At 40.4% G+C, this 24,712-nt stretch carries 20 protein-coding genes; 9 read left to right on the top strand and 11 right to left on the bottom strand.

Translation table 11 applies throughout. The features are described from left to right. The first annotated feature begins 88 nt into the window (after window positions 1–88). Window positions 89–1,168 carry an AI-2E family transporter gene (locus C5469_RS04100; protein WP_166302684.1) on the top strand — a complete coding sequence of 360 codons (1,080 nt, stop codon included), beginning with the start codon at window positions 89–91 and terminating at the stop codon, window positions 1,166–1,168. 152 nt (window positions 1,169–1,320) lie between these two features. Here the strand turns inward: C5469_RS04100 and bcp are convergent, their stop codons facing one another. Together bcp and C5469_RS04090 are read right to left on the bottom strand one after the other, a co-directional pair. Continuing rightward, on the bottom strand, window positions 1,321–1,791 hold the full coding sequence (gene bcp / locus C5469_RS04095; RefSeq protein WP_166302681.1) for a thioredoxin-dependent thiol peroxidase: 471 nt from the start codon (window positions 1,789–1,791) through the stop codon (window positions 1,321–1,323). Window positions 1,792–1,817: 26 nt separating this feature from the next. Next, a complete protein-coding gene (locus C5469_RS04090) occupies window positions 1,818–2,363 on the bottom strand; it encodes a glycine cleavage system transcriptional repressor (protein ID WP_166302678.1) in 546 nt (181 codons plus the stop codon). A 267-nt stretch (window positions 2,364–2,630) separates the two neighbouring features. Between C5469_RS04090 and dapA the strand changes: the two genes are divergently transcribed. From dapA to C5469_RS04055, 7 genes are all read left to right on the top strand, one after another. Then, window positions 2,631–3,530 carry a 4-hydroxy-tetrahydrodipicolinate synthase gene (dapA, locus tag C5469_RS04085; protein WP_166302675.1) on the top strand — a complete coding sequence of 300 codons (900 nt, stop codon included), beginning with the start codon at window positions 2,631–2,633 and terminating at the stop codon, window positions 3,528–3,530. Between the two features lie 16 nt (window positions 3,531–3,546). Next, window positions 3,547–4,596 carry an outer membrane protein assembly factor BamC gene (gene bamC, locus C5469_RS04080; protein ID WP_166302672.1) on the top strand — a complete coding sequence of 350 codons (1,050 nt, stop codon included), beginning with the start codon at window positions 3,547–3,549 and terminating at the stop codon, window positions 4,594–4,596. Window positions 4,597–4,690: 94 nt separating this feature from the next. Continuing rightward, window positions 4,691–5,404, top strand: coding sequence for a phosphoribosylaminoimidazolesuccinocarboxamide synthase (gene purC, locus C5469_RS04075; RefSeq protein WP_166302669.1), 714 nt, complete (start codon window positions 4,691–4,693; stop codon window positions 5,402–5,404). 663 nt (window positions 5,405–6,067) lie between these two features. Further along, window positions 6,068–7,783 carry an ABC transporter ATP-binding protein gene (locus tag C5469_RS04070; protein WP_242689392.1) on the top strand — a complete coding sequence of 572 codons (1,716 nt, stop codon included), beginning with the start codon at window positions 6,068–6,070 and terminating at the stop codon, window positions 7,781–7,783. Then, the gene (locus C5469_RS04065) at window positions 7,780–9,423 is read left to right on the top strand and encodes an ATP-binding cassette domain-containing protein (RefSeq protein WP_166302663.1); all 1,644 of its coding nucleotides are present in this window, start codon (window positions 7,780–7,782) and stop codon (window positions 9,421–9,423) included. Before C5469_RS04070 ends, C5469_RS04065 begins: the two co-directional genes overlap by 4 nt. 461 nt (window positions 9,424–9,884) lie before the next feature. Then, window positions 9,885–10,127 (top strand): hypothetical protein, encoded by a 243-nt coding sequence (locus C5469_RS04060; protein ID WP_166302660.1) that lies wholly within the window; start codon window positions 9,885–9,887, stop codon window positions 10,125–10,127. A 112-nt stretch (window positions 10,128–10,239) separates the two neighbouring features. Continuing rightward, window positions 10,240–11,412, top strand: a complete 1,173-nt coding sequence (locus C5469_RS04055; RefSeq protein WP_166302658.1) for an alpha/beta hydrolase — start codon at window positions 10,240–10,242, stop codon at window positions 11,410–11,412. A 17-nt stretch (window positions 11,413–11,429) separates the two neighbouring features. Here the strand turns inward: C5469_RS04055 and C5469_RS04050 are convergent, their stop codons facing one another. The 9 genes from C5469_RS04050 to C5469_RS04010 form a co-directional block, all read right to left on the bottom strand. Then, window positions 11,430–11,657: a phosphopantetheine-binding protein gene (locus C5469_RS04050; protein ID WP_166302655.1), complete on the bottom strand. Its 228-nt coding sequence runs from the start codon at window positions 11,655–11,657 to the stop codon at window positions 11,430–11,432. Between the two features lie 32 nt (window positions 11,658–11,689). Continuing rightward, a complete protein-coding gene (locus C5469_RS04045; RefSeq protein ID WP_166302652.1) occupies window positions 11,690–12,919 on the bottom strand; it encodes an ABC transporter permease in 1,230 nt (409 codons plus the stop codon). Continuing rightward, entirely contained in the window at window positions 12,919–13,581 is a 663-nt protein-coding gene (locus C5469_RS04040; protein ID WP_166302650.1) for an ABC transporter ATP-binding protein, read from the bottom strand. Before C5469_RS04040 ends, C5469_RS04045 begins: the two co-directional genes overlap by 1 nt. Continuing rightward, on the bottom strand, window positions 13,565–14,719 hold the full coding sequence (locus C5469_RS04035; RefSeq protein WP_166302647.1) for an efflux RND transporter periplasmic adaptor subunit: 1,155 nt from the start codon (window positions 14,717–14,719) through the stop codon (window positions 13,565–13,567). Before C5469_RS04035 ends, C5469_RS04040 begins: the two co-directional genes overlap by 17 nt. 32 nt (window positions 14,720–14,751) lie before the next feature. Then, complete coding sequence (locus tag C5469_RS04030; RefSeq protein ID WP_242689391.1) at window positions 14,752–19,158, bottom strand: AMP-binding protein; 4,407 nt, start codon at window positions 19,156–19,158, stop codon at window positions 14,752–14,754. A gap of 103 nt (window positions 19,159–19,261) precedes the next feature. Continuing rightward, on the bottom strand, window positions 19,262–19,765 hold the full coding sequence (locus C5469_RS04025; protein WP_166302645.1) for a hypothetical protein: 504 nt from the start codon (window positions 19,763–19,765) through the stop codon (window positions 19,262–19,264). Then, window positions 19,762–20,772: a hypothetical protein gene (locus C5469_RS04020; RefSeq protein WP_166302642.1), complete on the bottom strand. Its 1,011-nt coding sequence runs from the start codon at window positions 20,770–20,772 to the stop codon at window positions 19,762–19,764. The genes C5469_RS04025 and C5469_RS04020 overlap by 4 nt, the downstream gene beginning before the upstream one ends. A gap of 524 nt (window positions 20,773–21,296) precedes the next feature. Continuing rightward, window positions 21,297–22,286: a hypothetical protein gene (locus C5469_RS04015; protein WP_166302639.1), complete on the bottom strand. Its 990-nt coding sequence runs from the start codon at window positions 22,284–22,286 to the stop codon at window positions 21,297–21,299. A gap of 10 nt (window positions 22,287–22,296) precedes the next feature. Beyond that, window positions 22,297–23,358, bottom strand: a complete 1,062-nt coding sequence (locus C5469_RS04010) for a radical SAM protein (protein WP_166302637.1) — start codon at window positions 23,356–23,358, stop codon at window positions 22,297–22,299. Window positions 23,359–24,254: 896 nt separating this feature from the next. Here C5469_RS04010 and C5469_RS04005 point away from each other — a divergent pair. Beyond that, on the top strand, window positions 24,255–24,707 hold the full coding sequence (locus C5469_RS04005) for a DUF441 domain-containing protein (protein ID WP_166302634.1): 453 nt from the start codon (window positions 24,255–24,257) through the stop codon (window positions 24,705–24,707). Window positions 24,708–24,712 lie beyond the last annotated feature (5 nt).

Raw genomic sequence — 24,712 nt, 5'->3', positions numbered from 1 at the left:
ATGAATAAGGGTACCTTAAAATTAACCAATTAGTACAATTTTTAAGAAAAATAGAAATTCTGAATACTGCTATTAAGGAGCCTGGTCAATGCTGGACATGATTATACAGTGGTATCGCCGTCGGTTTACTGATCCACAAGTTATTGCGCTATTTGTCATTCTTGTGGTTGGGTTTTGTATTATTTATTTTTTGCATGGCATTTTAGCGCCATTATTGGTAGCGATTGTTCTTGCCTATTTGTTGGAATGGCCAACTTCTATGCTTGAAAAATTGGGATGTTCACGGACAGTTGCTGTTTGTATTGTGCTGATTATTTTTTCCGGGATCAGTGCTCTGGTCATTCTGATTGTGGCGCCCACTGCGTGGCAACAGGGGCTTAATCTATTGTCAGATATACCTAATATGCTTAACCGGTTTAACGAATATGCTCAGACATTACCGACACGTTATCCGGCTTTAGTTGATGCCGGCATCATTGATATGATGGCGGAGAATTTGCGTAGTAAGATTTCAACTGCCGGAGAGTCCGTGGTGAAGTTTTCAGTAGCTTCATTGATTGGTTTACTGACACTGGCTATCTATCTGATACTTGTACCGTTGATGGCATTCTTCTTGCTGAAAGATAAAAATCAGATGCTGCAAGCGTTACAACGAGTTCTGCCGCGTAACCGCATTTTGGCCGGGCAGGTATGGCGTGAGATGAATCAGCAAATCACTAACTATATCCGAGGTAAAGTCACTGAGATGGTCATTGTCGGTATCTGTACTTACGCTGTATTTGCATTTCTTGGATTGGAGTATTCATTACTGCTTTCTGTTCTGGTCGGGTTGTCAGTATTAATTCCGTATGTTGGAGCGTTGATTGTCACAATTCCAGTCGTATTGGTTGCTTTGTTTCAGTGGGGGATAGGGACAGATTTCTGGACATTGATTATTGCTTATCTGATTGTTCAGGGACTGGATGGTAATTTATTGGTACCGATTTTATTCTCTGAAGCAGTAAATCTACACCCTCTGGTTATTATTCTTTCTGTAATTACTTTTGGTGGCTTATGGGGATTTTGGGGCATATTCTTTGCTATTCCATTGGCGACACTGATTAAAGCGGTTATTCATGCATGGCCGGAAGAGATAGTTATAACAGAAGATGGTGAGATGAAAGAGTAGACTTTCTTTCGATGTTGAAAATTGTCTTTATATTTATTCTCATTGATTGATGCCAATTACCTACCATTAGGGAAGTACGGGGGGAATCCTCCCGTACCTGCCTCGAATATATTTATCTGTTAGATAAATATGATTGAATTCTTGCCATTTTCTTAAGAATGTTGTTTCAGATAATCCGCCACAATTTGGTGGTGATCACTGGTTTTAAATTTATCAAAAACGTGTTCAATATTACCTGTGGTATCAATCAGGAAACTGATACGGTGAATACCATCATAGGTTTTCCCCATAAACTGTTTTTTGCCCCAGACACCAAACTGTTCAGCGACTTGATGATCTTCGTCAGACAGTAATGTGAAGTTCAGCATTTCTTTCTCCACAAAGCGCGACAGTTTACTTGGGTTATCAGTGCTAATACCCAGCACTTCAACACCAGATTCCTTTAATGTATCCATTTCATCGCGTAGACCACAAGCTTGGACAGTACAGCCGGGAGTCATTGCTTTAGGATAAAAATAAACTAAAACACGCTGACCTTCGAAATCAGACAAATTGATTGTTTCTCCATCTTGGTCAGGAAGGCTAAACAGGGGGGCCTTATCACCGGCTTTCAATGGGTTCATCACGTATTCTCCGTTTAATCTTTCTACTAAAGTGGTTCAAGAATACTAATACTGCCTTGTGCATCTAGATCTGTACATAGCTTATTAAACGCTTGCTTAATAATTATGCCGTCATCATCTAACAGGCTGTGAGCAGTAATTTGGATTTGTAATCGGGCGGGGATATCACCTTCTCGCGGTTGTGTTTTTGATACCAGTTCAGCAATATTAAAATCCTGGGTGGTAAACAAATTGGTAAACTGTTCAACAATACCGGGTGAATCATCAACATCAACCTTGACGAAAACCGTGGAAGGAAATGTTGTATGAATATCACACTTTGTACGCTTCATTACGATAAGAAGATCGAGTTCGGCCCCTTTTTGTGGCAGCGTTGATTCAATCATGGTGATTGCATTCCAACTACCGGAAAGCAGCATAATGAAGGTGAACTCCTCACCAAACATCGCTAAGCGGCTGTCTTCAATGTTACAACCACATTCACTCACAAGACGAGTAATCGTGTTGACGATGCCAGGGCGGTCAGCACCTAAAGCGGTTATAACTAAAAAATGTTGTTCTGATTGTGGCAAAGTCACTTTTCCTTCTCTGCTGTAGTTTATTTAAGGTAAACACAAAAAGCCTATACTGCCAAGGTCAATTGTATCAAAGTTGTTCGATTGCTCTCATTCCCCAACTATTCCCCATCTTTGAATTTCAACAAATTACTTCGATTATCACTTCTCTTTAACAAAGGTTCTCTGGTATTAACAAAATTCATTGAAATCCGGCGTTAAATAGTTTCCTTCTGTATGACTAGAAAGTACCATGGAACTCTTGTTTGTATAGGGGGTTATGTAATGTCTAGTGGGAGCTTTGAATTCACAGGCAGTATTGTTGCATTGGTGACACCAATGGATGCGAATGGTCATGTTGATAAGGCTAGTTTGAAAAAGTTAGTCGATTACCATGTTGCCAGTGGCACATCGGCGATTGTTTCGGTAGGAACAACTGGAGAATCGGCCACATTGAGTCACGATGAACACGGTGATGTTGTTTTGACAACCATAGAACTGGCTGACGGACGTATTCCAGTAATTGCTGGAACAGGTGCAAATGCGACTGCTGAAGCGATATCCCTGACGAAGCGTTTTGAAAATAGTGGTGTTGTTGGTTGCCTGACGGTAACACCTTATTATAATAAGCCTTCACAAGAAGGTTTATACCAGCATTTTAAAACTATCGCTGAAAATACTGATTTGCCGCAAATTCTGTATAATGTGCCTTCTCGTACGGGATGTGATTTACTGCCATCAACTGTAGCTCGTTTGGCGAAGATCAAAAATATTGTCGCAATTAAAGAAGCTACAGGGAACTTAAATCGCGTTAGTCAAATCCAAGAGTTGGTTAATGATGATAGTTTCATCTTATTGAGCGGTGATGACGCAAGTGGGTTGGATTTTATCCAGCTTGGAGGCAAGGGAGTAATTTCTGTTACTGCAAATATTGCAGCTCCTGAAATTGCCAGGCTTTGTGAATTGGCATTGAGTGGTCAGTTTACAGAAGCGCGTAAGCTGAATAACCGCCTGATGGATTTACACTGTCAGCTATTTGTTGAACCTAACCCAATTCCGGTTAAGTGGGGATGTCACAAATTAGGTCTGATTGCTGATGACACTATGCGTCTGCCGATGACGCCATTGACAGATGCAGGAAAAGTTTCAGTCGAAAAGGCATTGAGAACGGCCGGATTACTGTAAAATTTAGGGAATTTTAATGGCAATATTGTTGCAAAAATCAAAGGTCATAAAGGTTGCTGGTATGTCATTGGCAATGTTACTGGCAGCGTGTTCCAGCGACCAAAGTTATAAGCGTGAGGTCAATGGTAATGAGGCGTATCTCGATACGCCTCCTCTGAAAGCACTGAATATTCCTGCGGGTATGATATTGCCATTACAGAATGGTGAATATGATATTCCACCAACGATATCTAAGGGACTGGTTGGGAAAGAACTTGATATTCGCCCGCCATCTCAGGCATTGACCTTGTTGAGTGGCTCCCGTACTGAAAACAGTGCAAAAAGCAGTAAGTTGCTACTTGAAAATACCCCTGAGAACAGCAATCTGTGGTCGCAGATTAATCATTTTCTGCTGAAAAAAGGTTACAAAGTTAGCCAGCGTGATGATGCCAATCAAACACTGACAACGGATTGGATTGAATGGCAACGTGCAGATGAAAATGTTCCATATCAAACTCGTCACCGTATCAGTATTGCACTCCAGAGCTATCAGATTGAATTATCAGTTGTTAACGAAGGATTGAGACAAGCTGGTCAACAGATAACTGATCCTATTGAAATCCAGCGTTATAATGCACTGATGCTTAATCAACTGATTGAAGGCGTGAACCAGCAACGTGAACGTATTAGTGATAACACTACGGCGCGCAATTTCGGGCCATTGGATGTACAGAGTGGCGGTGATACTTCTGGGTTGCCACAGATAATTGTTCGGGCACCATATAATATCGTTTGGGACCGGCTACCGGCAGCGCTGGAAAAAGTGGGTATGAAAGTAGGTAGCGGCAGCCGTTCTACGGGTTCTGTCACTGTGAACTATAAAGGTCTTAGTACATCTGATTGGAAATCAATGGGTGTTAATGAGCCTTCCATTAGCGAAGGTGATTATAAATTACAAGTTGGTGATTTGAATAACCGAAGCAGCTTACAGTTTATTAGCGATAAAGGTAAGCCGTTGACTCAGGTACAAAATGATGAGTTGGTTGCAGTGTTGACAGCAGCTTTCAGCCAGACGGCAGGATTATAGTTATAAATGTAAGTAAAGGGGCGTAAAGCCCCTTTACTATTTATAGCTATTTCGGACAATTATTTTTCGTAGTGATATTTTGGAGTGTAATAAGATGCAAAAAAAAGCTGAGCTGTATCGTGGAAAGGCAAAAACGGTGTACACCACTGATGATCCTGATTTGCTAGTGTTGGAGTTCCGTAATGATACATCAGCATTGGATGGTGAACGTATTGAACAATTTGACCGCAAAGGGATGGTGAATAATAAATTCAACCATTTCATCATGAGCAAACTGGAAGAAGCGGGTATTCCAACGCAAATGGAACGCCTATTATCAGACACGGAAGTGTTGGTCAAAAAGCTGGATATGGTGCCAGTTGAATGTGTTATCCGTAACCGGGCTGCCGGTTCGTTAGTCAGACGCCTCGGCATTGAAGAAGGTTTGGTATTGAATCCACCTCTTTTCGATCTGTTTCTCAAAAATGATGCTATGCACGATCCAATGGTGAATGAATCCTATTGCGAAACTTTTGGTTGGGTCAGTAAAGAACACTTGGCTGAAATGAAAAAACTGAGCTACAAGGCTAATGAAGTCTTGAGCAAATTGTTTGATGATGCGGGTTTGATTTTAGTCGACTTTAAACTTGAGTTTGGTTTGTTTAAAGGGCAGGTGGTTCTGGGGGATGAGTTCTCTCCGGATGGAAGTCGTTTATGGGATAAAGAGACGTTGGATAAAATGGATAAAGACCGTTTCCGCCAAAGCCTTGGTGGCCTGATTGAAGCGTATGAAGAGGTAGCACACCGTATTGGTGTTATTTTAGACTAAGTACGCAAACGATTACCTGGGCCGAAAGGCCCTTTTTATTAGTATAAAGTGATGCTGGTTATAATTTTCCACTTTGTTTTTGGTAATTAATATTATCGGATGGGATTAATAGCTGATATAAATTAACTTATATTGAATTAGCTTATTTGAATTAATTGAATATTAATTCAATAAGGGTAATTTGTCATTTTATTAATAATGAATGGTTAAAGTTATAGAAAATACAGAGGACAATCAAAATTAACCAGAAATACATTTATGTTTTTGTTATATATTTGTGAGCGTCATGATAATTTATTGGGTTTTCTGTTGGTTTTTTATTCGCTTATGACGCATTGTCTGGAATATGTTATCTATTGACAATATACTTGCCGCCCCCTTGGGATATGGAGTAACCCTTAAAAGGTATTGACAATATAAAATGAGATATAAATTTTATTTTCTGGCTATTTTCTTGTGATAGCGTTTATAAAGATTTCAATCATATGATGATAAGCGTGAATATTTTGCGATAATTGCATTTTTCTAAATGCAAACAAGATGTTGCTATTGTGAACAGTTTGTTATTAATAATCGCAGCGTTGGCTGCATACCTATACATTGATGTTGTGAATAACATCCCTAATTTCACTGAGGTGATATAACCCAAAGATGGAAAACATTATGTCAAAGAATTTAACCGCATGGCAGATACTGTTACGTAGTGCCATACCGTTTAAGGGAACGGTTATGTGTGCTTTTCTGGCCTTAACCTTCACATTATTATGCGATCTGGGTGGTCCCTATATTATAAGGAATTACGTCGATAGGGCGACGTCAGGAACCACCGCTGATCAGCTTATTATGTTGGCAATAATTTATCTTTTCATCGCCTCAATTGGTGTCATCGGTAGTCTGGTCACCAGTTACATGAGCACCAAGGCCGGTTGGGGTATCGCAGATACTATTAGATATAAACTCTTTCATCATGTGATGGCGGTTTTACCCGTATTGGAAATAGAGAGAAGATCGCAGGGAGAGCTGTTGGAAAGTGTCGAAGGAAACGCCGACATTATAGGGAAAACGATTTCTAAAGCTGGCTTCAAGGCCATTGGTAATTCAGCACTGGCACTTGGCACATTGATCATTATATTCAATGTCATGCCTCAGGCGGGTATTGCCATGGCTGTGGTTATTATATTGGTGGCATATGTACTGGTTCAATTGACCAGACTTGCTGTTCGTCGCTGGCTAATTGCGCGAACTGAGAAAGCGAGGATTTTTGGTTTTATCGGTGATTCACTGCATGCAATGGATGATTTACAACCATTGTCACAGGCTCATTGGCCTGCTGTTGCATTTCGTAAGATGCTGTCAACATTGCTCAAAATCGAACGCAGTGCTTATATCGGTGGTAGGGCTTTCTGGCCAATTACTCAGCTCTTTTTTGCATTATGTTTCGGTATCGGTTTTGGCTTCGGGCTTCAGTTACTTGGTCAGGACAGTATAAGCATCGGGACATTAACAATGGTTTATCTCTATGTTGACAAACTTCGGGAACCTGTGGAAGACATGTCATCAGAAATAGAGCTGCTACAGAAGTTATTTGCTGCTTTATCACTTGCGGCTAAAACTTTAAATGAAGGGGCTTCAGATAAATCAGCGGATAATTTATTGCCTGATGGCCCTCTTTCTATCCATTTCGATAATGTTGATTTCAGTTACGGTGGGGAAGATGCACAGGTTTTGCATGGCGTTAATTTTTACGTCGCTCCGGGGAGTAAAATTGGCATTATCGGTAGAACGGGAGCGGGAAAAAGCACCATTCTTAATTTAATGTGTGGCTTTGCACAACCTGATTCGGGAAGGGTGACAATTGGAAATATTGATGTTTCAACAATCAAACCTGAAGAGTTTGCGAAAAAGGTTGCCGTCCTTAGTCAGCGTTCCCATTTATTTTCCGCAACGCTGCGGGAAAATTTAACGCTATTCAGTAATGAAATATCTGACGATCAGATTTGGGATGTTCTGCAAGAATTAGATGCACTTGAATGGGCCAAAGCATTACCTGATGGTCTTGATACACCGGTCGGGGCTAACGGCTTGATATTGTCAGAAGGGGAAATTCAAATGATAGCGGGTGCTAGAGTGATGTTACGGCATTGCTCGTTGGTGATTATTGATGAAGGAACATCTCAACTCGATCCCCAGACAGAAGAGAGCTGGCTGAAATTACTTGAGAAATTAAGCCACAATCGCACCGTAGTGATGGTTGCACATCGTCTTCATACACTTTCAGCCGTGGATAAAATCATCATTATTGATGATGGGCGGATTAAACAGCGAATTCCAGAAACAGAAATCGCAATGTTAACCAGCAATCATGGACTTATTGTATGACTATATCCAGTGTATCAACTAAACCTAAGATGTTATCGGCATTGATTGATTTGGTGAAAAGATTTGCTCCTATCTATTTCATCACAATGTTTGTATGGACACTTATGCACGGTTTTCCTCTGTTAGTTGGTTACTTAATCAGCAAACTACTAGATAGTGCAATAAATGAACCGACTAACCCTGTAGTTTGGTGGTTGCTTGCCTCTGCGATTGCTGTAATGGTTTTGCGATCGCTAGTTCTCTTCATGGGATTAAGCTTGGACTTTACGTTGATATTTAAAGTAAGTGCTTATTTGAAAGAGAGGGTTTTGCGCGGAGTGAGCCATTGTTCTAACAATCAGAGGCACGTTTTTTCACAAGGCGATATTTTGAATCGCATTCGTGATGACAGTGATGAAATTGCGGAATTCTTGAGCTGGACCTCTGATTTTATCTACCGGGCATTACTTTTAATTATCGCATTAGTTGTGCTTATCAACACTGATCCAATAACCACGCTGGCTCTTATGCCGATGATTGTAGGTCTCTGGGTTGGCGCGATACTTAAACGCAAAGTAGGTAATTTACAAGAGAGTAAACGTCAATCGCAGGGAGATATAGCTGGTCAGATTACTGATGTTTTAACGGGTATACGTGATCTGCGCCTTAGCAACAAAATTGAAGGGCAGATTGAGAGGTTGTCGCAAAAATTTGTTAGTCGACGGGCTATTCAAGCCAAACATCAGGTATTTACTGACCTTCTTTCTAGCCTGTTTAAAAATATTGTCATAATCGGAACGTCAGCTGTTTTATTGATAGTGAGTAAACGAATCGTTGATGGCAGTTTTACCGTGGGTAACTTGGCGTTATTTTTGACTTATATCGGTTGGATCAGTGAACAGATATTTTTCTTTGGCCGGTCTATTGCTAATTATAAAAATGCTGATGTGTGTTATGAGCGCATTAAACAGCTATTGGCAGATAAAAAAGAAACAAAAGAATATGAACAAGGTGAGGTCCTTCATAAGCTTAGTGTTAATCATCTTGCGTATTCAAATACTCAGCTTCCTGTTTCATTTGAGGCGACAACTAATCAGGTTGTTGGAATCGTTGGTGAGATGGGCGCGGGTAAAACCACCTTTTTGCGTTATTTGATCGGTCTGGAAAAGTCCAGTTCCGGCAGTGTGCTTTGGAATAACAGAGAGGTTCTGGGGAATGAAAACTGGTGGCGGAATCCACGTATTGGATATGCCAGACAGAAAGCCGGTTTTTTTGGTGGAACAGTGAGACAAAATCTCGCATTGGGTGATACGGATATTGATGATGATGTCATGGTGCAGGCTTTGGAGGCGGTAGGTTTGACCCCCGGCTCATATGAGTTGCCAGAAGGGCTTGATACTATAATTAATTCTGGTAGTGCCCGGCAACTATCTGGTGGTCAGCGTCAGCGTTTGGCATTGGCTCGGATGCTATGCCGTCCTGCTGATGTTTATGTCGTTGATAACTGTGATTCATCATTAGATGCGGCTACGGCTCGTCACTTATGGTCCACCTTACCTGAGCGCTGGCCCGGTCTGTGGATTGTTGTTTCATGCAATGCTGACCTTCTCGCTAAAGCTGACCATATTGTTACTGTTCAACGGCGGAGGGAGTTTGCATGATCTCTGGAAAGTAGTTGTATTGCATGAGGGATATTTTTAGCTTTAGCTTAATAATGTGTTTGTGGCGGTAGGGAATACCGATATGTTAAACACTTGTCAGAGGCAATGTAAGACTCAAGCAATCGTATATTGCTATGCGATTGCCAATGACGACAAGAATCACCTGACTTTAGACTAGAATTTGTTAGTGAATCCCGTCTGGATCTCTCGTTTGGCGCACGTATTCTTGGTGTACCAACGCTTGGTAAAGTAGATCTATTTGCAGCCAAGCTCCTAGCTAATGCTGATCGTAGCCTTGATAAGGCTTCACAGAGTAAAGACCTTATATACCCGTTATCTTTCAAGTTGCCTCTTTGTTGGCTGCGCTCACTCACCCCGGTCACATAGTTATCTATGATCCCGGGGATTCGCTCCCTTGCCGTCGCGATACATCTTGAAATCCATAGGGTATAGATCTGGGCATGATACAGTCCGAATGGGGATGTATTCCCGCTGAAGCTTGGGATAAAGCGCGTTCTGCATATGGGATTACGATTGACAGAGCTTACAATTTTGCTATTCAAATGTTGAATAACAATCAGTCTTATTTTGATAAATGCATGAAGAACTTGTCCATTTCTACAGAAAATCGGGAGAAGATAGTCAAAACTTTGAGGCTAGAGTTCGTTCCACCGGGGTCTGATAACTGTTATCACGATTACTAAATTTAATCTGCATAACCTTATATCGGACTTTTCATATCAAAAACACCAAAGACTGGGATGATTGAGCAAAAATTGATATAAAAAAGCAAATCACCATTATTTGAGAAATGGCATGCTTGTTAAGAGATTAATTACCGTGTTGGATGAGGAAATAGCAGTATTGATAACTGCTTTGCTTGACGAGCAGTGGGAAACGGTTAGGGAGTTGATGAGTGAGCCGTTGCGTATAGCGGCTGATGATGCGACATTAACGGTACTGGCAGATAGTTTGTATAACTCAGATATCAATATTATTTTCCAGCAACAAAACGCTTGCCATCTACGGCTAAATACCCTCAATGGAAAATTTAACCTTTATATTGGGCTTAAAGATCAGCAGATTGATGTGCTTACGCTGGCTCCATGCCCGATACCCGATGTGTATGAAAAACCAGGCATCTTCACGGAAAAAACGCTAAGGGAGTTTGGCCTTGAAGCGATTCCTGACGGTTTGGTATGTCTGCCATCACCACATAATGCCAAAGCACTGGTATTATTGCTTGCTGGTTCTGGTCCGCATTCAATGGATTATGATATTGGTCCTAATCCACTGTTTCGTATGTTGGCACATGAGTTAAGCCGATACGGTATCGCCAGCGCACGGTTTGACAAACGCTATTACCGCTATTGGCGGGGAAATACCGATCCAGAGACCATTGATCTTAATGCAGAAATTGTTGATGACGCATGCAATATTTTAACTGGTTTGATGGAGCATACTGAATTCCACAATGTGCCGGTATTCCTTGTTGGGCACAGTTTTGGTGGGTATGTCAGCCCATTAATTGCAAACAATTTACGGCAAAAATCAGGTCTAAATGTTGCGGGCATTGCAATGCTGGCGACGTCCTTTCGTAATTTACTCCAGGTGATTTTATCCCAATTATCCAGTGGGAAAGAGAAAGATACGACGTCTCTTGCGAACTTGCTGGCAGTACCGGAGAGTTATCTCAAACAGCTTGAGGATTACCATGCATTTACTTGCTTAAAAAATTTGCCCTCAATACCTTTATTCCTGGCTCAAGGAGATCAGGATTTTCAGGTTCCGTATGATATCGACTTCACAATGTGGAAGACTGCACAGCAAGGCAATAAAGATGCGGAGTTCAAACTTTATACCGGGTTGAATCATATTTTATTACCTACAACAGGATGCACCAGTGGTGAGGATTATCTACAACCAAGCCAGATCCCAGGGCAGGTGATTACCGATCTTGCTACATGGCTTATCCAGCACTCATCATGAAACGACAGGTAGCTCAGTTAATCTTTTGCGATCAGATTAATCCAGTCATTTATTGTCGGCCACCGGACTAAATCCGCAAAGTTGACTGGATAACCGGCATATTTTAGCCGATCAACCAGCATCAACATTTTTATCGAATCGAAACCAATATCAAAAAGATTCTCATCTTCTGGAATGGTTTCTACCTCTGGGTGAAGAGCTCTGATTTCCCGAAGTAAAATTTCATATAAAAGTTGATTTTTCATCGTGTCTCCAAAGTTACATTGAATAAAACAGGCTACAATTCCCTAATCCCTTCGATCGGCGCGGATGCTGCTGCACGATGTGATGGATATACGCCAAACACCACCGTAATGAAACATGCCGAGAGGGAAGCCAATAAAAATGAATAAAATGAGAAGCCAACGGCAATATCAAATAGCGATAAGACCCTGAAACCGATAAATGAAAATAATAATCCTAATAGCGCTCCCAATAATGAAATCAAAAATGCTTCGGTAAGAAATTGATAAAAAATATCGGAATAACTTGCTCCTACGGCAAGTCGTATACCAATCTCTCTTCTGCGCTCTCTGACACTGATCAAAATAGTATTCATAACACTAACTCCTGCAACAAAGAGCGTTACTGATGATATTGATAGCAGGAAAAGGTTAATTTTTGACTGAGTTTCATCTAAAGTTTTCAACAATTCCGTGGTATTACGTATCTCATAGCTTTGCTGACGTTTAAACTGTGATAACCGTTCCTCAACAGCGCGCTTAACCGGTTCGACATGAGAAGCGTCTTTGGCTTTCAACACAATACCATTAGGAGGTGTATTGCCGAATAGTCTCACCAGATAGCTATTTCTTGGTAGAAATACAGTGTCATCAACTCCTGCATCCATACCTTCACCTTTCTGTGCCAGGATGCCGATAACCCGCATAGAGATGTCGTTAATTTTGATACTCTGCTCAAATGCAGCTTCTTTATGGGAAAATAGTCGTTCGGCCAGGGAAGCCCCTAAAACGACGACGTTTGCCAGAGTATCGTCTTCTTTTGGTGTATAAAAACGCCCGTGTTCAATGACCAGATTACGGATAATCGCTATATCCGCATTAGCACCGATCAATTGAGCATTGGTAGTACCTTGTGGTGAAACTATTGTTCCTGAAGCGGTGGAAAAAAGGGTGCTGTGGCTGATATGTGAATTACCTGAAAGTGACGTAATATCCTTTTGGGTCAGATAATGATTATGAGAATCGAAAGCACCATTTTCCTGTCCCTTGTATTTTACTGAGATGATATTACTCCCCATTGAGGAGACAGCCTTGACAATGTGATCTTTGGTTGCGATCCCAATTGTCTGCATAATTACAATTGAAGCTACTCCGATAGCAATGCATAGCAAAGTCAAGAAGACCCGTGTCTTATGTGCTGCAAGAGAACGTACTGCCATTTTGAGGTTAAACAGGATAACAGTAGAATAAATGTTAAGCTTTAGGGTTGTTTTCATTGTGCCCATTACATCACCAAATAACCGTTATTCAGGTACAACTTGCGCTTTGCGTATCCGGCAACAGCTTGATCATGTGTCACGAGAATGATGCCACATCCATTATCATGTAATTCAGTAAAAAGCTGCATCAGATTGGTGGCATTAGCGGTATCTAATGCGCCGGTAGGTTCATCGGCAATAATAAACTTGGGATGATTGATTAATGCACGAGCTACAGCAACGCGCTGCTGTTCTCCTCCAGAAAGATGACGCGGGTATTTATCTAATAAATGGTTAAGTTGGAGGCGCTCTATTAAGTAATTGAAATATTTTCTGTCGTCATTGAAATCCCTTTTTAAGTAGTACATCGGCATTAAGATATTTTCATCAATCCGGTAATGATCAAGCAGGTTGTAATTCTGAAAGACAAAACCAAAATATTTCCGCCGCAAAAGCGCCAATGAGTGAGTCTTTTGCTGAGTCATTTCCAGGTCATTAATAAGATATTTTCCCGTACTGGCGGTATCCAAAAGCCCGATTATATTCAATAAGGTACTTTTCCCTGAGCCAGAGCGACCAAGAATAGCAACGTAGTCATGTGGATCGATTGTTAAACAAATATCTTTCAGCACAAAATGCTTTTTGTTCTCATTGCCGTAGATCTTGCAGATATTATTTAGGATTATCATCTTTACCACCAAAATTATCTGGTTTGGAAAGTACAACGATCTGTTCATTATTCTGCAATCCGCTGACAACAACTGAGCGTATTCCATCGTTATGACCGACAATCAATTTCCTTATTACGATATTTCCATCTTTCATCTCACGTAAAAAATAGGCGATTAGACTATCATTTACAGGTTGATGCCGTTTGTTATTCAGTACGTCATTGGGTATGGTCACCGCGCCAATGCTTTCGTGTGTCACAATAGTGACATCAGCACTCATGCTGGGTTTTAGCAGGAAATTGTCATTAGCTACATCAAACAGCACCGTATAATAAACTGCATTATTAATTAGGTCGGGTTTATACATGATCTTCTTAACATTACCGTGCCATATATGCTGATTTGTACTGTAGATCTTGAAGGAAGCTTTTTGCCCGGTCACGATTTGGTTAATATCTGCCTCAGAAACTTTTGCATAAACGGTCATATTCTTGAGATCGGCAATTTGCATGAGAACGGGTGTCTGTTGATTAACATTTAGGGTTTGTCCTGGATCAACATGAATTGCGGTCACTACACCGGCAATAGGTGCATAGATTTGGGTATAACTGAGGCTGACTTCTTCGCTATGTAAAATATGTTCATTTTGTCTGATATCTGCCTTAAGGTTTTCAATTCTTGCCAGACTTTTCTTTACGCCGAAAGTCGCCTCATCCAGTAATTGTTGGCTGGTTGCAGAGTGTAGACTAAGCTGTCTTTGGCGTTTTTCGGTGATGGCCAGGAGCTGGTAGGTGTATTGTTCTTCCTTCAATATGGCCCGCAATTTTTCCAATCTCGCGCGGCTTGCCTCAACTTTAGTACGATAAAAAGTATCATCAATGCTGGCAACCAGCTTACCTGCTTCGACGATATCCCCGACTTCAACATATAACTTGATTAACTGGCCAGAGATTTGACTACCAACGTTAACCTGGCTAGTCGGTTGTATAACACCGGCAGCACCTACCGTAGTGATAACATCCCCTAACATTCCTGTGATGATTTGCTCTGCCATCACAGCAGGCGTTTCTTTCCGGTTGAATGTGTAATAAACCATGGCGATAAAAATGATCATAACGATAGTGATAATTGCCCATTTCTTTTTTTTGATCAGCACAATCGGTATCCGTCTTAGTATTTGCTATAGTTTCATGTCGTCAGGTGATGCTGAGCGCCCATGCAATCCAATAAATCAATCAAAAAAAGTCCCATGTCGCTAATAATATTTTCAGAGAAAATATCATCGTCGTAGAGCCATTCCAGGCCCGGCCCAGCCGGTGTGTTTACCAACTCAAGCGCGATATCTCCTTTAGGTTTAAGCCCCTTGACTTTTTCCTTTGTGCAACGGGTTTCACCAAGATGCAAACTGGTGGAAAATCCTATTTGAGAAGAGAAATAATAAGCGACTTCTGGTAGCTGCATACCGTGGTAGTGGTGAAGATGTTGTTTCAAGTACGCCAGCGAAATATTGGAATGCGCATTCGCATCTATCAGGAAATCACGGACATACTTGGATACGTTAATTAGTGAGGTTTCGGCGGTAGCATAGGGCAGTAGCAAGGTTGTTGCGAAGCTGCCGACACCATCGAATGGCACTGGAGGAACACGGTTGGCACAAGGGATGCCTACTATTGGCTCGTCTTTATTGAGTAATAATTTGATGGTCATCAAAAATGCCCCAATCACAACATGTTCCAGGGTAACTGCATGTTTTTTCTGTGCGGAGGACAATGTAGCAACTAATTGAGGGGACAATGTCATCGAGTAACGTCGGCCACGAACCCGAAGATTAGCCGTCGGTACAGAATTATGCTGTCCGGTGATAGAAAGTACATTGAACAGTTTTTCGGTCCAAAAATTTAATGCTTCATCTGACATACGTGGATTAATTACAGCAACTTCCGTTTCTGTAACGGCTTCTATGTTCGGGGTATTATCTGCATAAATTGAGGATAACTTTTGCAACACATGAGCAATTGACATTCCATCACAAAATGCATGGTGGAAATTTAACAAAAGGTAATGTTCATTTTCCGCTACTTTTAGTAGTTTAAAACATACCGGTGGATTTTCCTGCAATGACATTGGTTTGAAGGCCATATCATTTAAGATCTTGCGTAATGAAATCTCAATATTGATACCTGTAGTATGAGTCAGGTCGATATATTCGAAGGGTAAATTTTCTTCGGTAATAGGTAAAAAGGACAAAGAGAGTTGCCCTTCTGCCATTGTTACTTTCTGGCAGAGGGCAGGGAAACATTGCATGGTATACAACAAAGCAAAATGTAGTTTCTTTAAATCGATATTACCGGCAAGATGATAATATAACGGTATATTATGTGCCCCTGAACGGTTAGAGATAGTGTCAATTATCCAATAATACTGGTCGTGCTGTTCTGTCAGGCTAGCGCTATTTTTATTGGTTAAAACTGGCGTCTGTCCTTGCTGAAGAACAGATTGCAACAAATAACCTAATCTGGGAGACTGATAGAAATCTTCCAGACGGATAGTGCAATCAAAACGTTGTTGGATCTTATTAATTAGCAACAATGCCTTAAGCGAAGTACCGCCTGCGTCAAAGAAATCGGTATCCTCATTAACTATTTTATCGCTGTCGCCAAAGACTTCTTGCCATAATGTAAAAAATATTTCACGTTTTTCTCCTTCAATTTGTGACATATTACTTCTTTTATTTAGATCTGGCTTTGGAACAGATTGATCAGATGAGTTCAATTCAACAATAAAAGGTACCTGCAATTTTGGATAACATCCGCGCAGGAAGGAGACTATTTCGTGGCGAGCTATCGAACATGCTCCATCAGGTATAAATATATTAATATATTGGTACCCAGTTTCATTTTCTTTTACCGTTAAATGAATTTCATCAATATCAAAAGCTGCTGTAAGTAATTTGTGCATTTCTTCCAGATCAACACGTTTACCATCAATTTTTTGCTCTTTATCCAATCGGCCAATGAAATTTAAATTTCCCTGGGCATCGTAAAACCCACGATCTCCGGTCAGATAATAGATTTTCCCATCGTTCAGTTGTAAGAATTTACGTGAAGTTGATTCGTCATCGTTGATATATCCAGTACATATAGAATCGCCACGGATGCATATTTCTCCACTGCTACCGTTGATGATTTTATCAGTTCCATATTCCCGAATGACGATAGAGGTATTTGCCAATGCTTTACCAATGATATTTCCGGGGTGAAATTCATCATCTATTTTGTGGCAGCTAGCTACAACGCAACATTCTGTTGGACCATAAGAGTTAATTAGGGAGATTCCGCAGCCTACTTTTTCTAACCAATGGTGGATAGCTTTATCCATTGCTAAATCGCCACCGATAATTGCCATTCGGATCGAAGGCGATAGCTCTTTAATGGCTGCATGCAGGAAAAAGACAATTTGGTGCCAATAATTCGTAGGAAAATTAACTATAGTGACCGATTGAGCATGGCAAAATGAAAATAGCGTATTAAGCTCAACAATCATTTGATCGTTGGCAATTGTCAGGGTGGCTCCCCGATAAAAACATCCGAATACCTCTTCAATATAAGCATCGAAAACTGGGGTACTGAAATTAAGAATAACATCATCCTGTTTAATGCCATACTTATCTGTTATTGTGGCCAAATAAGCATAAAGTCCCTTGAAAGTTATCGGTACCGCTTTTGGTACGCCAGTGGTTCCTGATGTAAAAAAGATGTAGGCTTCGTCCTCTTTGGTCGCAGGGCGTTTTATGTTATGTCCCAGAGATGTTCTGGCAGGGAGAGTATCTATATCCTCAATAAAGAAAATATGTGCATTATTAATACCGTTCACTTTCTCATGGTAATTATGTGCAGTTATTAATAAAGAGATATTCAGCCCTTGTAATATACTGCTAATTTCTTCTCGTCCGAATGTCATGTTGATTGGGACAAAACATAAACCCGCAGCATGGATTGCTAATATGGACAATAAGGACTCCATTCCCCTTGGTAATAGTACTGCTACCCTTTGGTTTTGCATCGGATAAGATAATAGCAGTTGACTGAGATTTAATATCTTACAGTAAAGCTCATGGTAATTAAGGTCATGTGCAGCGTTTATTATGGGCTGATTTCCACAAATTACTGCTTTTTTATCTGGTGATGCCGCGTCTATTTTCGCTATTTTGGAAATAATATTCTCTTTGATAGGGTGATTGACGGCAATATTCTCTGTAGTACATGTGCCTGATGTAACATTGTCATCTGTTTCTATTGCTTTATATTTTTTCCAATATGTTTCGATAGTTTCATTAATATTTCCTGTCATCGTGTTATAGATACGTAAATATTCATCAATCAAAGCATGTGCGGTAAAAACACTATACAGGTGGCTCCCTGCATCCAGTTCAACTAATGCCGGTTTCCCGTCAAAGGAGAATCGGATATTAATGCCATAATTATTTACCGCACCGGAAATCATACAGCCGCGAGTAGCACGGTTATTTTTCATGAAACTATGTTCAAGCTCATGTAACAGGTTAACATAGGGCGCAGAAGTTAATTGATCCGCTCGGCTTATCGCACCATCGTTTAAATCATTTATATCAATACGACTATGTTTGCTATGCAGGCTGATCTGAGATTGCATTTCCACAAGGATTTGTTTTATCGTTGCCCCTGGAGATAAAGAAACCATAAGAGGCAAAGTGTTCATAGCCGGGCGATAATAACGGTATTCTCCTTTGCCTCGTCTATTGGAGAAAGGTAAATTGATAATACTTGTTGATGAACGGCCCTGTTTGGTCATTTGTAAGCATAAAGCCAATATCATCATCAATTTATCATTAAAAGTGAAACTACCGTTATTGGCGGTGAGTGGTCGGCTAACTTTAATCGCTTTTGAAGGAAATAAACGTTTACGTGCATAATCTTCTAATATAGGAAGTTGGTTAAGATAATTATCCCAATAGTTTTTGTCGTTGGTATAATATACGCTTGCCTTATATTTAGCATCATTAAGGTAAGCGTGATAGGTAAAAACAGATTCTAATATTGAGGGGGATCGGGTTTCTTCATAGCAGGATAAAACATTATGAATTAATTGTCCAATTCCCCAATAATCTGTAGCAATATGATGAGCAACGATCCCCCAAAAATAGCATCCAATATCATTAAAATAAAGATAATGTCTGATTGTAACGCCATTTTCGATGTCCAGTGGTTCAGTTGCTCTCTTTTTAAAATCAGTTTTAGCCGCTTGTTCTATCATTGAATCTGACTGTTCTATCCGTATGATTTCAATCGGTGCAGATCCTCGATCTTGAAAAATGTTTTGTTCAGAAAGACGGTAACGTAAAGAAAAACCATCATTAAAACTGTGAATAGTCATAATGGCCTGTTCTAGTCTTTCCAGACTAATACAGTCACTGAAACTGATGAATTCGCCGACATTGAAGACAGACTTATCGTCAGCTACAGTATTAGCAATGGCTAAACGGAGCTGTGTATAGTTCAACGGCCAATAATTCTCGCTATATACCATTATCCTGCTACTCCACTCTATACCCTTCATCTTTCAAGCTGCTGCTTTGTTGGCGGCACTCACTCACCCCGGTCACATAGTTCGCTATGCTCCCGGGGATTCGCTCCCTTGCCGCCGCGCTGCAAATTGAAATCTATTGGGTATATATTTTATTTTGCAACTCGCTCTTTATTTTTTCGAAAATAGATTCATCCATGCATAACCCAATATTGCCTTCTGCACTAAAACATATCAGGGGACGTTTGCTGGTACGCAGAATAAAATATTTGTTTCGTTTCTTTTGATAGTATCCAGATGAATAATGGATAATATGTATACCATTACTGCGATGAAAGTCGTCCAGGGAAGTTCCTTCTTCCCGGCGCAATGAGGAAATAGTCCATTCGTGTGAATATACTCCGGACTTCATCAATAATTTTCCTTCCTTGACCACTGCCTTATTTGATAACAGTTGATAGCCCACAAACAAGGTGATGATGACAAAGAGAGTGGTTGTAATGCCTGCCACCAATTTATTGGGATTGCTGCTATTGAGCCAGTATGGCACTGGCAGAAAAACCAAAGCAATAAGGACGAACATGGCGACGTTCATTAATATGACTTTGAAGTCTGGATTTAATCCCACGATATTACTCATGCTGCTGCCATTCCTAAAGATAATTCGGTAAAAAGATGAATCACTTCTTTACGCCCTTCGCGAGTTTCCGGCAGATTGATATAACCACACTTTTGTGCTGCAAACAGGCAAGCTGTAATTTCCCTCCGGATAGCTTCTTTCACCAGTGTGTCAACCATTTCTTGATTGTTATAGAGTCTGGCAAGATGAAGAGAAGCGGTGCCAGTTGAGAGGTCGCTATGGTCAATTTTGGGTAGATAATTTGCCATACATACAGTAACGGCTGTTTGTACTGCCAGACTTAAATAGGCTGCTACGTTAACCGCTGCTGCTGCATTTACCGCCGCGACGACTCTGGTGCCGACAGCCACGTTAACCGCAGCAACCACATTTGCTCCGACGACCAGGCGGGCAATCTCAATGCTGGTATCGTCTTCGCTGTTTAAGGGTTCCAGAATTTCCTTTAACCGGATAAGAGGAGGGCTGCCTGTATCTTGCAGCTGATAGGATTCGATATGCTCTTTAAAATGTGCAACAAGGCTGGCGTCTTGATTGAGGTGGTAATTGATTCGGCTTCTCAGACTTGAGCCTTTTTCATTTAAACCATAGGTTTTGAGTCGGGAAAAGAGCGTTTCATAATCGTTGGTTTTTACTGAATTCATTAAATCTTTATCATAAGTGATAAACAACAGTAATTCCTCAGCGGAGCCGGGGCTAACAATATCTTTGTCTATACCGAATTCATCCAATACTTTTTCGGGTGATTCTCTATATTCTAATGCCAAAGCAGGTTGTTGTTTTATGGTTTCCCAAAATCGGTTATAGGTGATGATCTCTTCCCAAACTTCTACCGGGAGTTTTGCGTTTGACATTGACAGTCTTAACTTATTTTCTTCAACTTCTCCCGGAGAAAGTAATGAACGTGGCACGCCAAAGAGACGAGTGCTGTCAGTACTGGCGTTAACGGTGGGTATGACACTGCCAATGGCTGCTCCGGCGGCTACGCCAATAAATGTACGTCTTTTCATCATTCGTTCCTTTATAAGTTAACGGAATTCTTTTTTTACTGAGTGTTATAAGACGAAATTTAACCTTTTCTTATTAAGTTCTTCATCATAGATACAATTTCATAAAGTAATTATCTAGCTAAAGTTTCTTACCAACGATACTCATTGTCAGTATATGTTGTGATTGCTGTAACAATATCTGGATATTATTCTCATGCCTGGTGAGAAAACATAGAATAACTCACCCTCCGTTCGATTAAAGGTTAGACGCCACTAACTATTAGCTGGATGGCTCCATTTTGCAATAGGTTAGTTGATTAAATTTATATTTTGGGTGTTTAGGCTAAATATATCTTGTTATAAAGTGTGTTTATTTGGAACCTGCTCACAAAATAGGTGGTGAAAATATTCCTAAAGGATAAGAAAATATTTTCTTTCCTTGATTACTACCTCATCTAATAAAAATTTTATAGTCGAAAAGTCCTTATTATGGCGATATTTGTTAGTAGTAATGTTAAGGTTTGGATTCAATCCTGTAGTATTGTTCATGCTGTTATCATTTTTAAAGACAATTCGGTAAAAAGGTCAATGACTTCTTTGCGTTCTGCTCGGTTCGCTGGAAGGTTAATATAACCACATTTTTGTGCGGCAAACAGGCAAGCGGTAATTTCCCTCTGGATGGTTTCTTTGACCAGCGTATCGACCATTTTTGGGTTGTTGTAGATTCTGGCAAGATGAATGGAGGCTGCGCTGGCGGAAATATCATTATAATTAATTGGGGGCTGGTTATTTACTGCATGTTTTCCCGCGATATTTGTTACGGTCAAGACGTATGCCATCACACTGGTTGTCGAGACATTCACAGTTGTGGAGGTAGTAACGACAGCGACGATGTTAATAGTGGCAACGACACTTGCTCCTATCGCTAGGCTGGTATTGTCTTCGTTGTTTAAAGGTTCCAGGATTTCTTTTAACCTGAGAAAGGTTGATTTATCTGACTCTTCGAACTTATCTGATGTAATATGTTCTTTAAAATGTGCGATAAGATCGGCATCTTGACTAAGATAATGATTAATTCGATTTCTCAGGCTTGATTTCCTTTCGTTTAAGCCATAAACCTTTAGCCGGGAAAATAATTCCTCATAGTTGTTAGTTTTTACCGCATCCATTAACTCCTTATCATAAGTGATAAATAGCAGTAATTCCTCAGCGGAGCTGGGGCTAACAATATCTTTATCTATACCAAATTCATTCAGAACTTTTTCCGGTGATTCTCTATATTCTAATGCTAATTCAGGCTGTTGTTTGATGGTTTCCCAAAAGCGGTTATAGGTAATAATTTCTTCCCAAACTTCAACCGGGAGTTTGGCATTTGACATTGACAGTCTTAACTTATTTTCTTCTTTTCCTCCTGGAGAGAGTAATGAACGTGGCACACCGAAGAGGCGTTTACTGTCAGCTTGGGCGTTAATGGTTGGAATGATGCTGTTAATAGCTGCTCCCGCTGCTACCCCAATAAATGTACGTCGTTTCATTATTCACTCCTTATATTGAATCAACGGCGTTTTCTGCTGCTGATTGATATATCAGAAGATCCAATCTTTCCTTAGCATTAAATTTTTTGATTACTGGAATAATTTCACCGTGGTAATTATCTAATAAATTCTGGCGTGTCCCTTGGTCTTTATGCAGGTAGGCACAGGCTTGGCAGGGATGAACGATTTTTTCCAGATTAATGTTGCTATCTTGCGGGCGATATTTTTTTAGAATCTTATATGGCCCCTCTGTCCGTAACCAGACTTTCATAAAGTCTTCTTCTTGACCTTTGAAAAGTTGGGCTAAATCACCCCCTTGTAACCGACCAAGTTTCATTTCCGGGATATGCTCTAATGTCAGACCACAGCAGGCGGAAATTTCACCATGTGGTGTCAGCACGATATTTTCAAAGACCTGATCACACCCTTTTGTCAGTTGTTCATCCCGGTTTGGCACGTTTTTCCGTTCTTCACTAGTATCATAGAATGGCATCCAGGTGTTTCGCTGTAAGCTAATCTTGTTTTGTTCTTTGAGACGCTTGATGATTGGATTTTGGGTAATTTGTGTTGCAATGGCGGAATCTGCGGTGTCCTGTTCCACTGTAATCAGTGTCGTAATGTTTTGCCCGGCCAACGCTTCCGCGGCTGCAACTACGCTGTCAATTGGTACCCATTCGCTGTGATCTTTCCCGGTGCTGATGTTTATCTCTGTGATACCCGCATCTGTTAAATCTTGGGCGATTTTTTGCGCTTTTGCCCGATTCTTTCCCCAGTAACCATTAGTCACGCAACGGGTTAATAAGCCATGTTTCGAGGTAAAACGGATAGCTTCCATGAGATCTTTGCCTAGCAGGAAACATTCTCCTCCACTAAAAACGACTAACTTTAACCCTGGAAAATTAGCTTTTGAATGTGTAATAAATTGTTTAATTTCATCCAGGCTTAGGCGTGCTTTCACAGAGGGATTACATTCAAAACAACACTCTTTGCAAGCGGCATTGCAAGTATATGTTGTGATTACTGTGGCTGTATTCGGATATTTTTCCCAATATCCGGTAGGAAAGCATGACATAATTTACCTCCGGTTAGATTAATGGTCAGGCGATATTCACTATTCGCAATTAGCAGTATGAATTCATTTTGCAATGTATTGGTTAATTAAATTCGTATTTTGAGTGTTTAGGCTAAGTATGACTTGTTAAAAATATGCTTATTTAGAGGCTGCTCACAAAATAGGGGGTAGAAATATTCCTTATAGAGGATAAAGTAAGTGAGAATAATTCGTGAGCTACTAAAGATTATTAGCTTGGCAAGCCTTTAACTGACATATTGAACAACAATCTTCCTCGTTAACTGTGAATTTGATTTTCGCAGGTATAAAAAAGATTATTCTGTAATAATACAATTGTCCAATATGGCTGAATTTTATATTGCATTTTTTGTATTGCTGAAAATGGGTGCAGTGCCTATTAATGCTTTATTTGGTCATAATACAAGTTTACGGATCATTTTGAAATTATTGATGCTATATGAATATATAAAACTCGATATTAACGATCCGACAAGGGTAGAAATTGTTTGTTCTCAGCAACTGTTGCTTTCAGGAAAAGTAGCTATAATGGCGTGTCGTCTGATTCGACGGATACTCATATGCAGCATTCAGGTGGAAAACAGATGATGAAAAAAAATACGATTACCGGGTATCCTGAGCGATATGATATAAGTTAGGGATTACTCTCGGTAAGATTGCAAATGTTGATGAAATTTCGCATATCGTACTCTTTTTATCTTCCGAATGGTAAATCTTATAATGCTACAGGATATTGTCGTTGATGGTTGTGTAACATTGATCAGTTAATTATTTAGAAGCATTTACTAATATTAGTAAGTAAAAATTCGTTTTGTAATGTAATACAAGGAAAAATCGCCCTGGCCTAATCGAGTTTAGGTAGCAGGGTATTAACGTCTATGAGCCATATCGATCCTACATTACTCGTACTGTTGGTGCTGGCAGCACTGGGTATCATCAGCCACAACATGACCGTCACTCTTGCAATGTTGTTCCTGCTAGTTATTCGCATAACGCCATTGAATCAGTTCTTCCCGTGGGTAGAAAAATATGGGCTGACTATTGGTGTGCTTATTTTGACTGTGGGAGTGATGGCGCCTATTGCCAGTGGAAAAATCACTGTACAAGCGGTCCTCAACTCATTTATGAATTGGAAATCGTTGTTGGCAATAGTGATAGGTATCTTAGTCTCATGGCTGGGTAGTCGCGGTGTTTCCCTGATGTCTAATCAACCATCGACTGTCGCTGGTTTGCTAGTGGGAACAGTGCTGGGTGTTGCCATGTTTAAAGGTGTTCCAGTCGGGCCGCTGATTGCTGCGGGGATTTTGTCATTGCTGATTGGTAAATCGTAATAGTT

The sequence above is a fragment of the Photorhabdus cinerea genome, from assembly GCF_011189575.1.
Lineage (GTDB): Bacteria > Pseudomonadota > Gammaproteobacteria > Enterobacterales > Enterobacteriaceae > Photorhabdus > Photorhabdus cinerea.
Note: the sequence above shows the minus strand (reverse complement) of the source record. Positions and strands in the feature narration are given on the sequence as shown.

What these genes read in the sequence shown, in the direction of transcription:
- C5469_RS04100 (WP_166302684.1), top strand. Translation starts at nt 89, where the DNA reads ATGCTGGACATGATTATACAGTGGTATCGCCGTCGGTTTACTGATCCA.
- bcp (WP_166302681.1), bottom strand. Translation starts at nt 1,791, where the DNA reads ATGAACCCATTGAAAGCCGGTGATAAGGCCCCCCTGTTTAGCCTTCCT.
- dapA (WP_166302675.1), top strand. Translation starts at nt 2,631, where the DNA reads ATGTCTAGTGGGAGCTTTGAATTCACAGGCAGTATTGTTGCATTGGTG.
- bamC (WP_166302672.1), top strand. Translation starts at nt 3,547, where the DNA reads ATGGCAATATTGTTGCAAAAATCAAAGGTCATAAAGGTTGCTGGTATG.
- purC (WP_166302669.1), top strand. Translation starts at nt 4,691, where the DNA reads ATGCAAAAAAAAGCTGAGCTGTATCGTGGAAAGGCAAAAACGGTGTAC.
- C5469_RS04070 (WP_242689392.1), top strand. Translation starts at nt 6,068, where the DNA reads ATGTCAAAGAATTTAACCGCATGGCAGATACTGTTACGTAGTGCCATA.
- C5469_RS04065 (WP_166302663.1), top strand. Translation starts at nt 7,780, where the DNA reads ATGACTATATCCAGTGTATCAACTAAACCTAAGATGTTATCGGCATTG.
- C5469_RS04060 (WP_166302660.1), top strand. Translation starts at nt 9,885, where the DNA reads ATGATACAGTCCGAATGGGGATGTATTCCCGCTGAAGCTTGGGATAAA.
- C5469_RS04055 (WP_166302658.1), top strand. Translation starts at nt 10,240, where the DNA reads ATGCTTGTTAAGAGATTAATTACCGTGTTGGATGAGGAAATAGCAGTA.
- C5469_RS04050 (WP_166302655.1), bottom strand. Translation starts at nt 11,657, where the DNA reads ATGAAAAATCAACTTTTATATGAAATTTTACTTCGGGAAATCAGAGCT.
- C5469_RS04045 (WP_166302652.1), bottom strand. Translation starts at nt 12,919, where the DNA reads ATGGGCACAATGAAAACAACCCTAAAGCTTAACATTTATTCTACTGTT.
- C5469_RS04040 (WP_166302650.1), bottom strand. Translation starts at nt 13,581, where the DNA reads ATGATAATCCTAAATAATATCTGCAAGATCTACGGCAATGAGAACAAA.
- C5469_RS04030 (WP_242689391.1), bottom strand. Translation starts at nt 19,158, where the DNA reads ATGAAGGGTATAGAGTGGAGTAGCAGGATAATGGTATATAGCGAGAAT.
- C5469_RS04025 (WP_166302645.1), bottom strand. Translation starts at nt 19,765, where the DNA reads ATGAGTAATATCGTGGGATTAAATCCAGACTTCAAAGTCATATTAATG.
- C5469_RS04020 (WP_166302642.1), bottom strand. Translation starts at nt 20,772, where the DNA reads ATGAAAAGACGTACATTTATTGGCGTAGCCGCCGGAGCAGCCATTGGC.
- C5469_RS04015 (WP_166302639.1), bottom strand. Translation starts at nt 22,286, where the DNA reads ATGAAACGACGTACATTTATTGGGGTAGCAGCGGGAGCAGCTATTAAC.
- C5469_RS04010 (WP_166302637.1), bottom strand. Translation starts at nt 23,358, where the DNA reads ATGTCATGCTTTCCTACCGGATATTGGGAAAAATATCCGAATACAGCC.
- C5469_RS04005 (WP_166302634.1), top strand. Translation starts at nt 24,255, where the DNA reads ATGAGCCATATCGATCCTACATTACTCGTACTGTTGGTGCTGGCAGCA.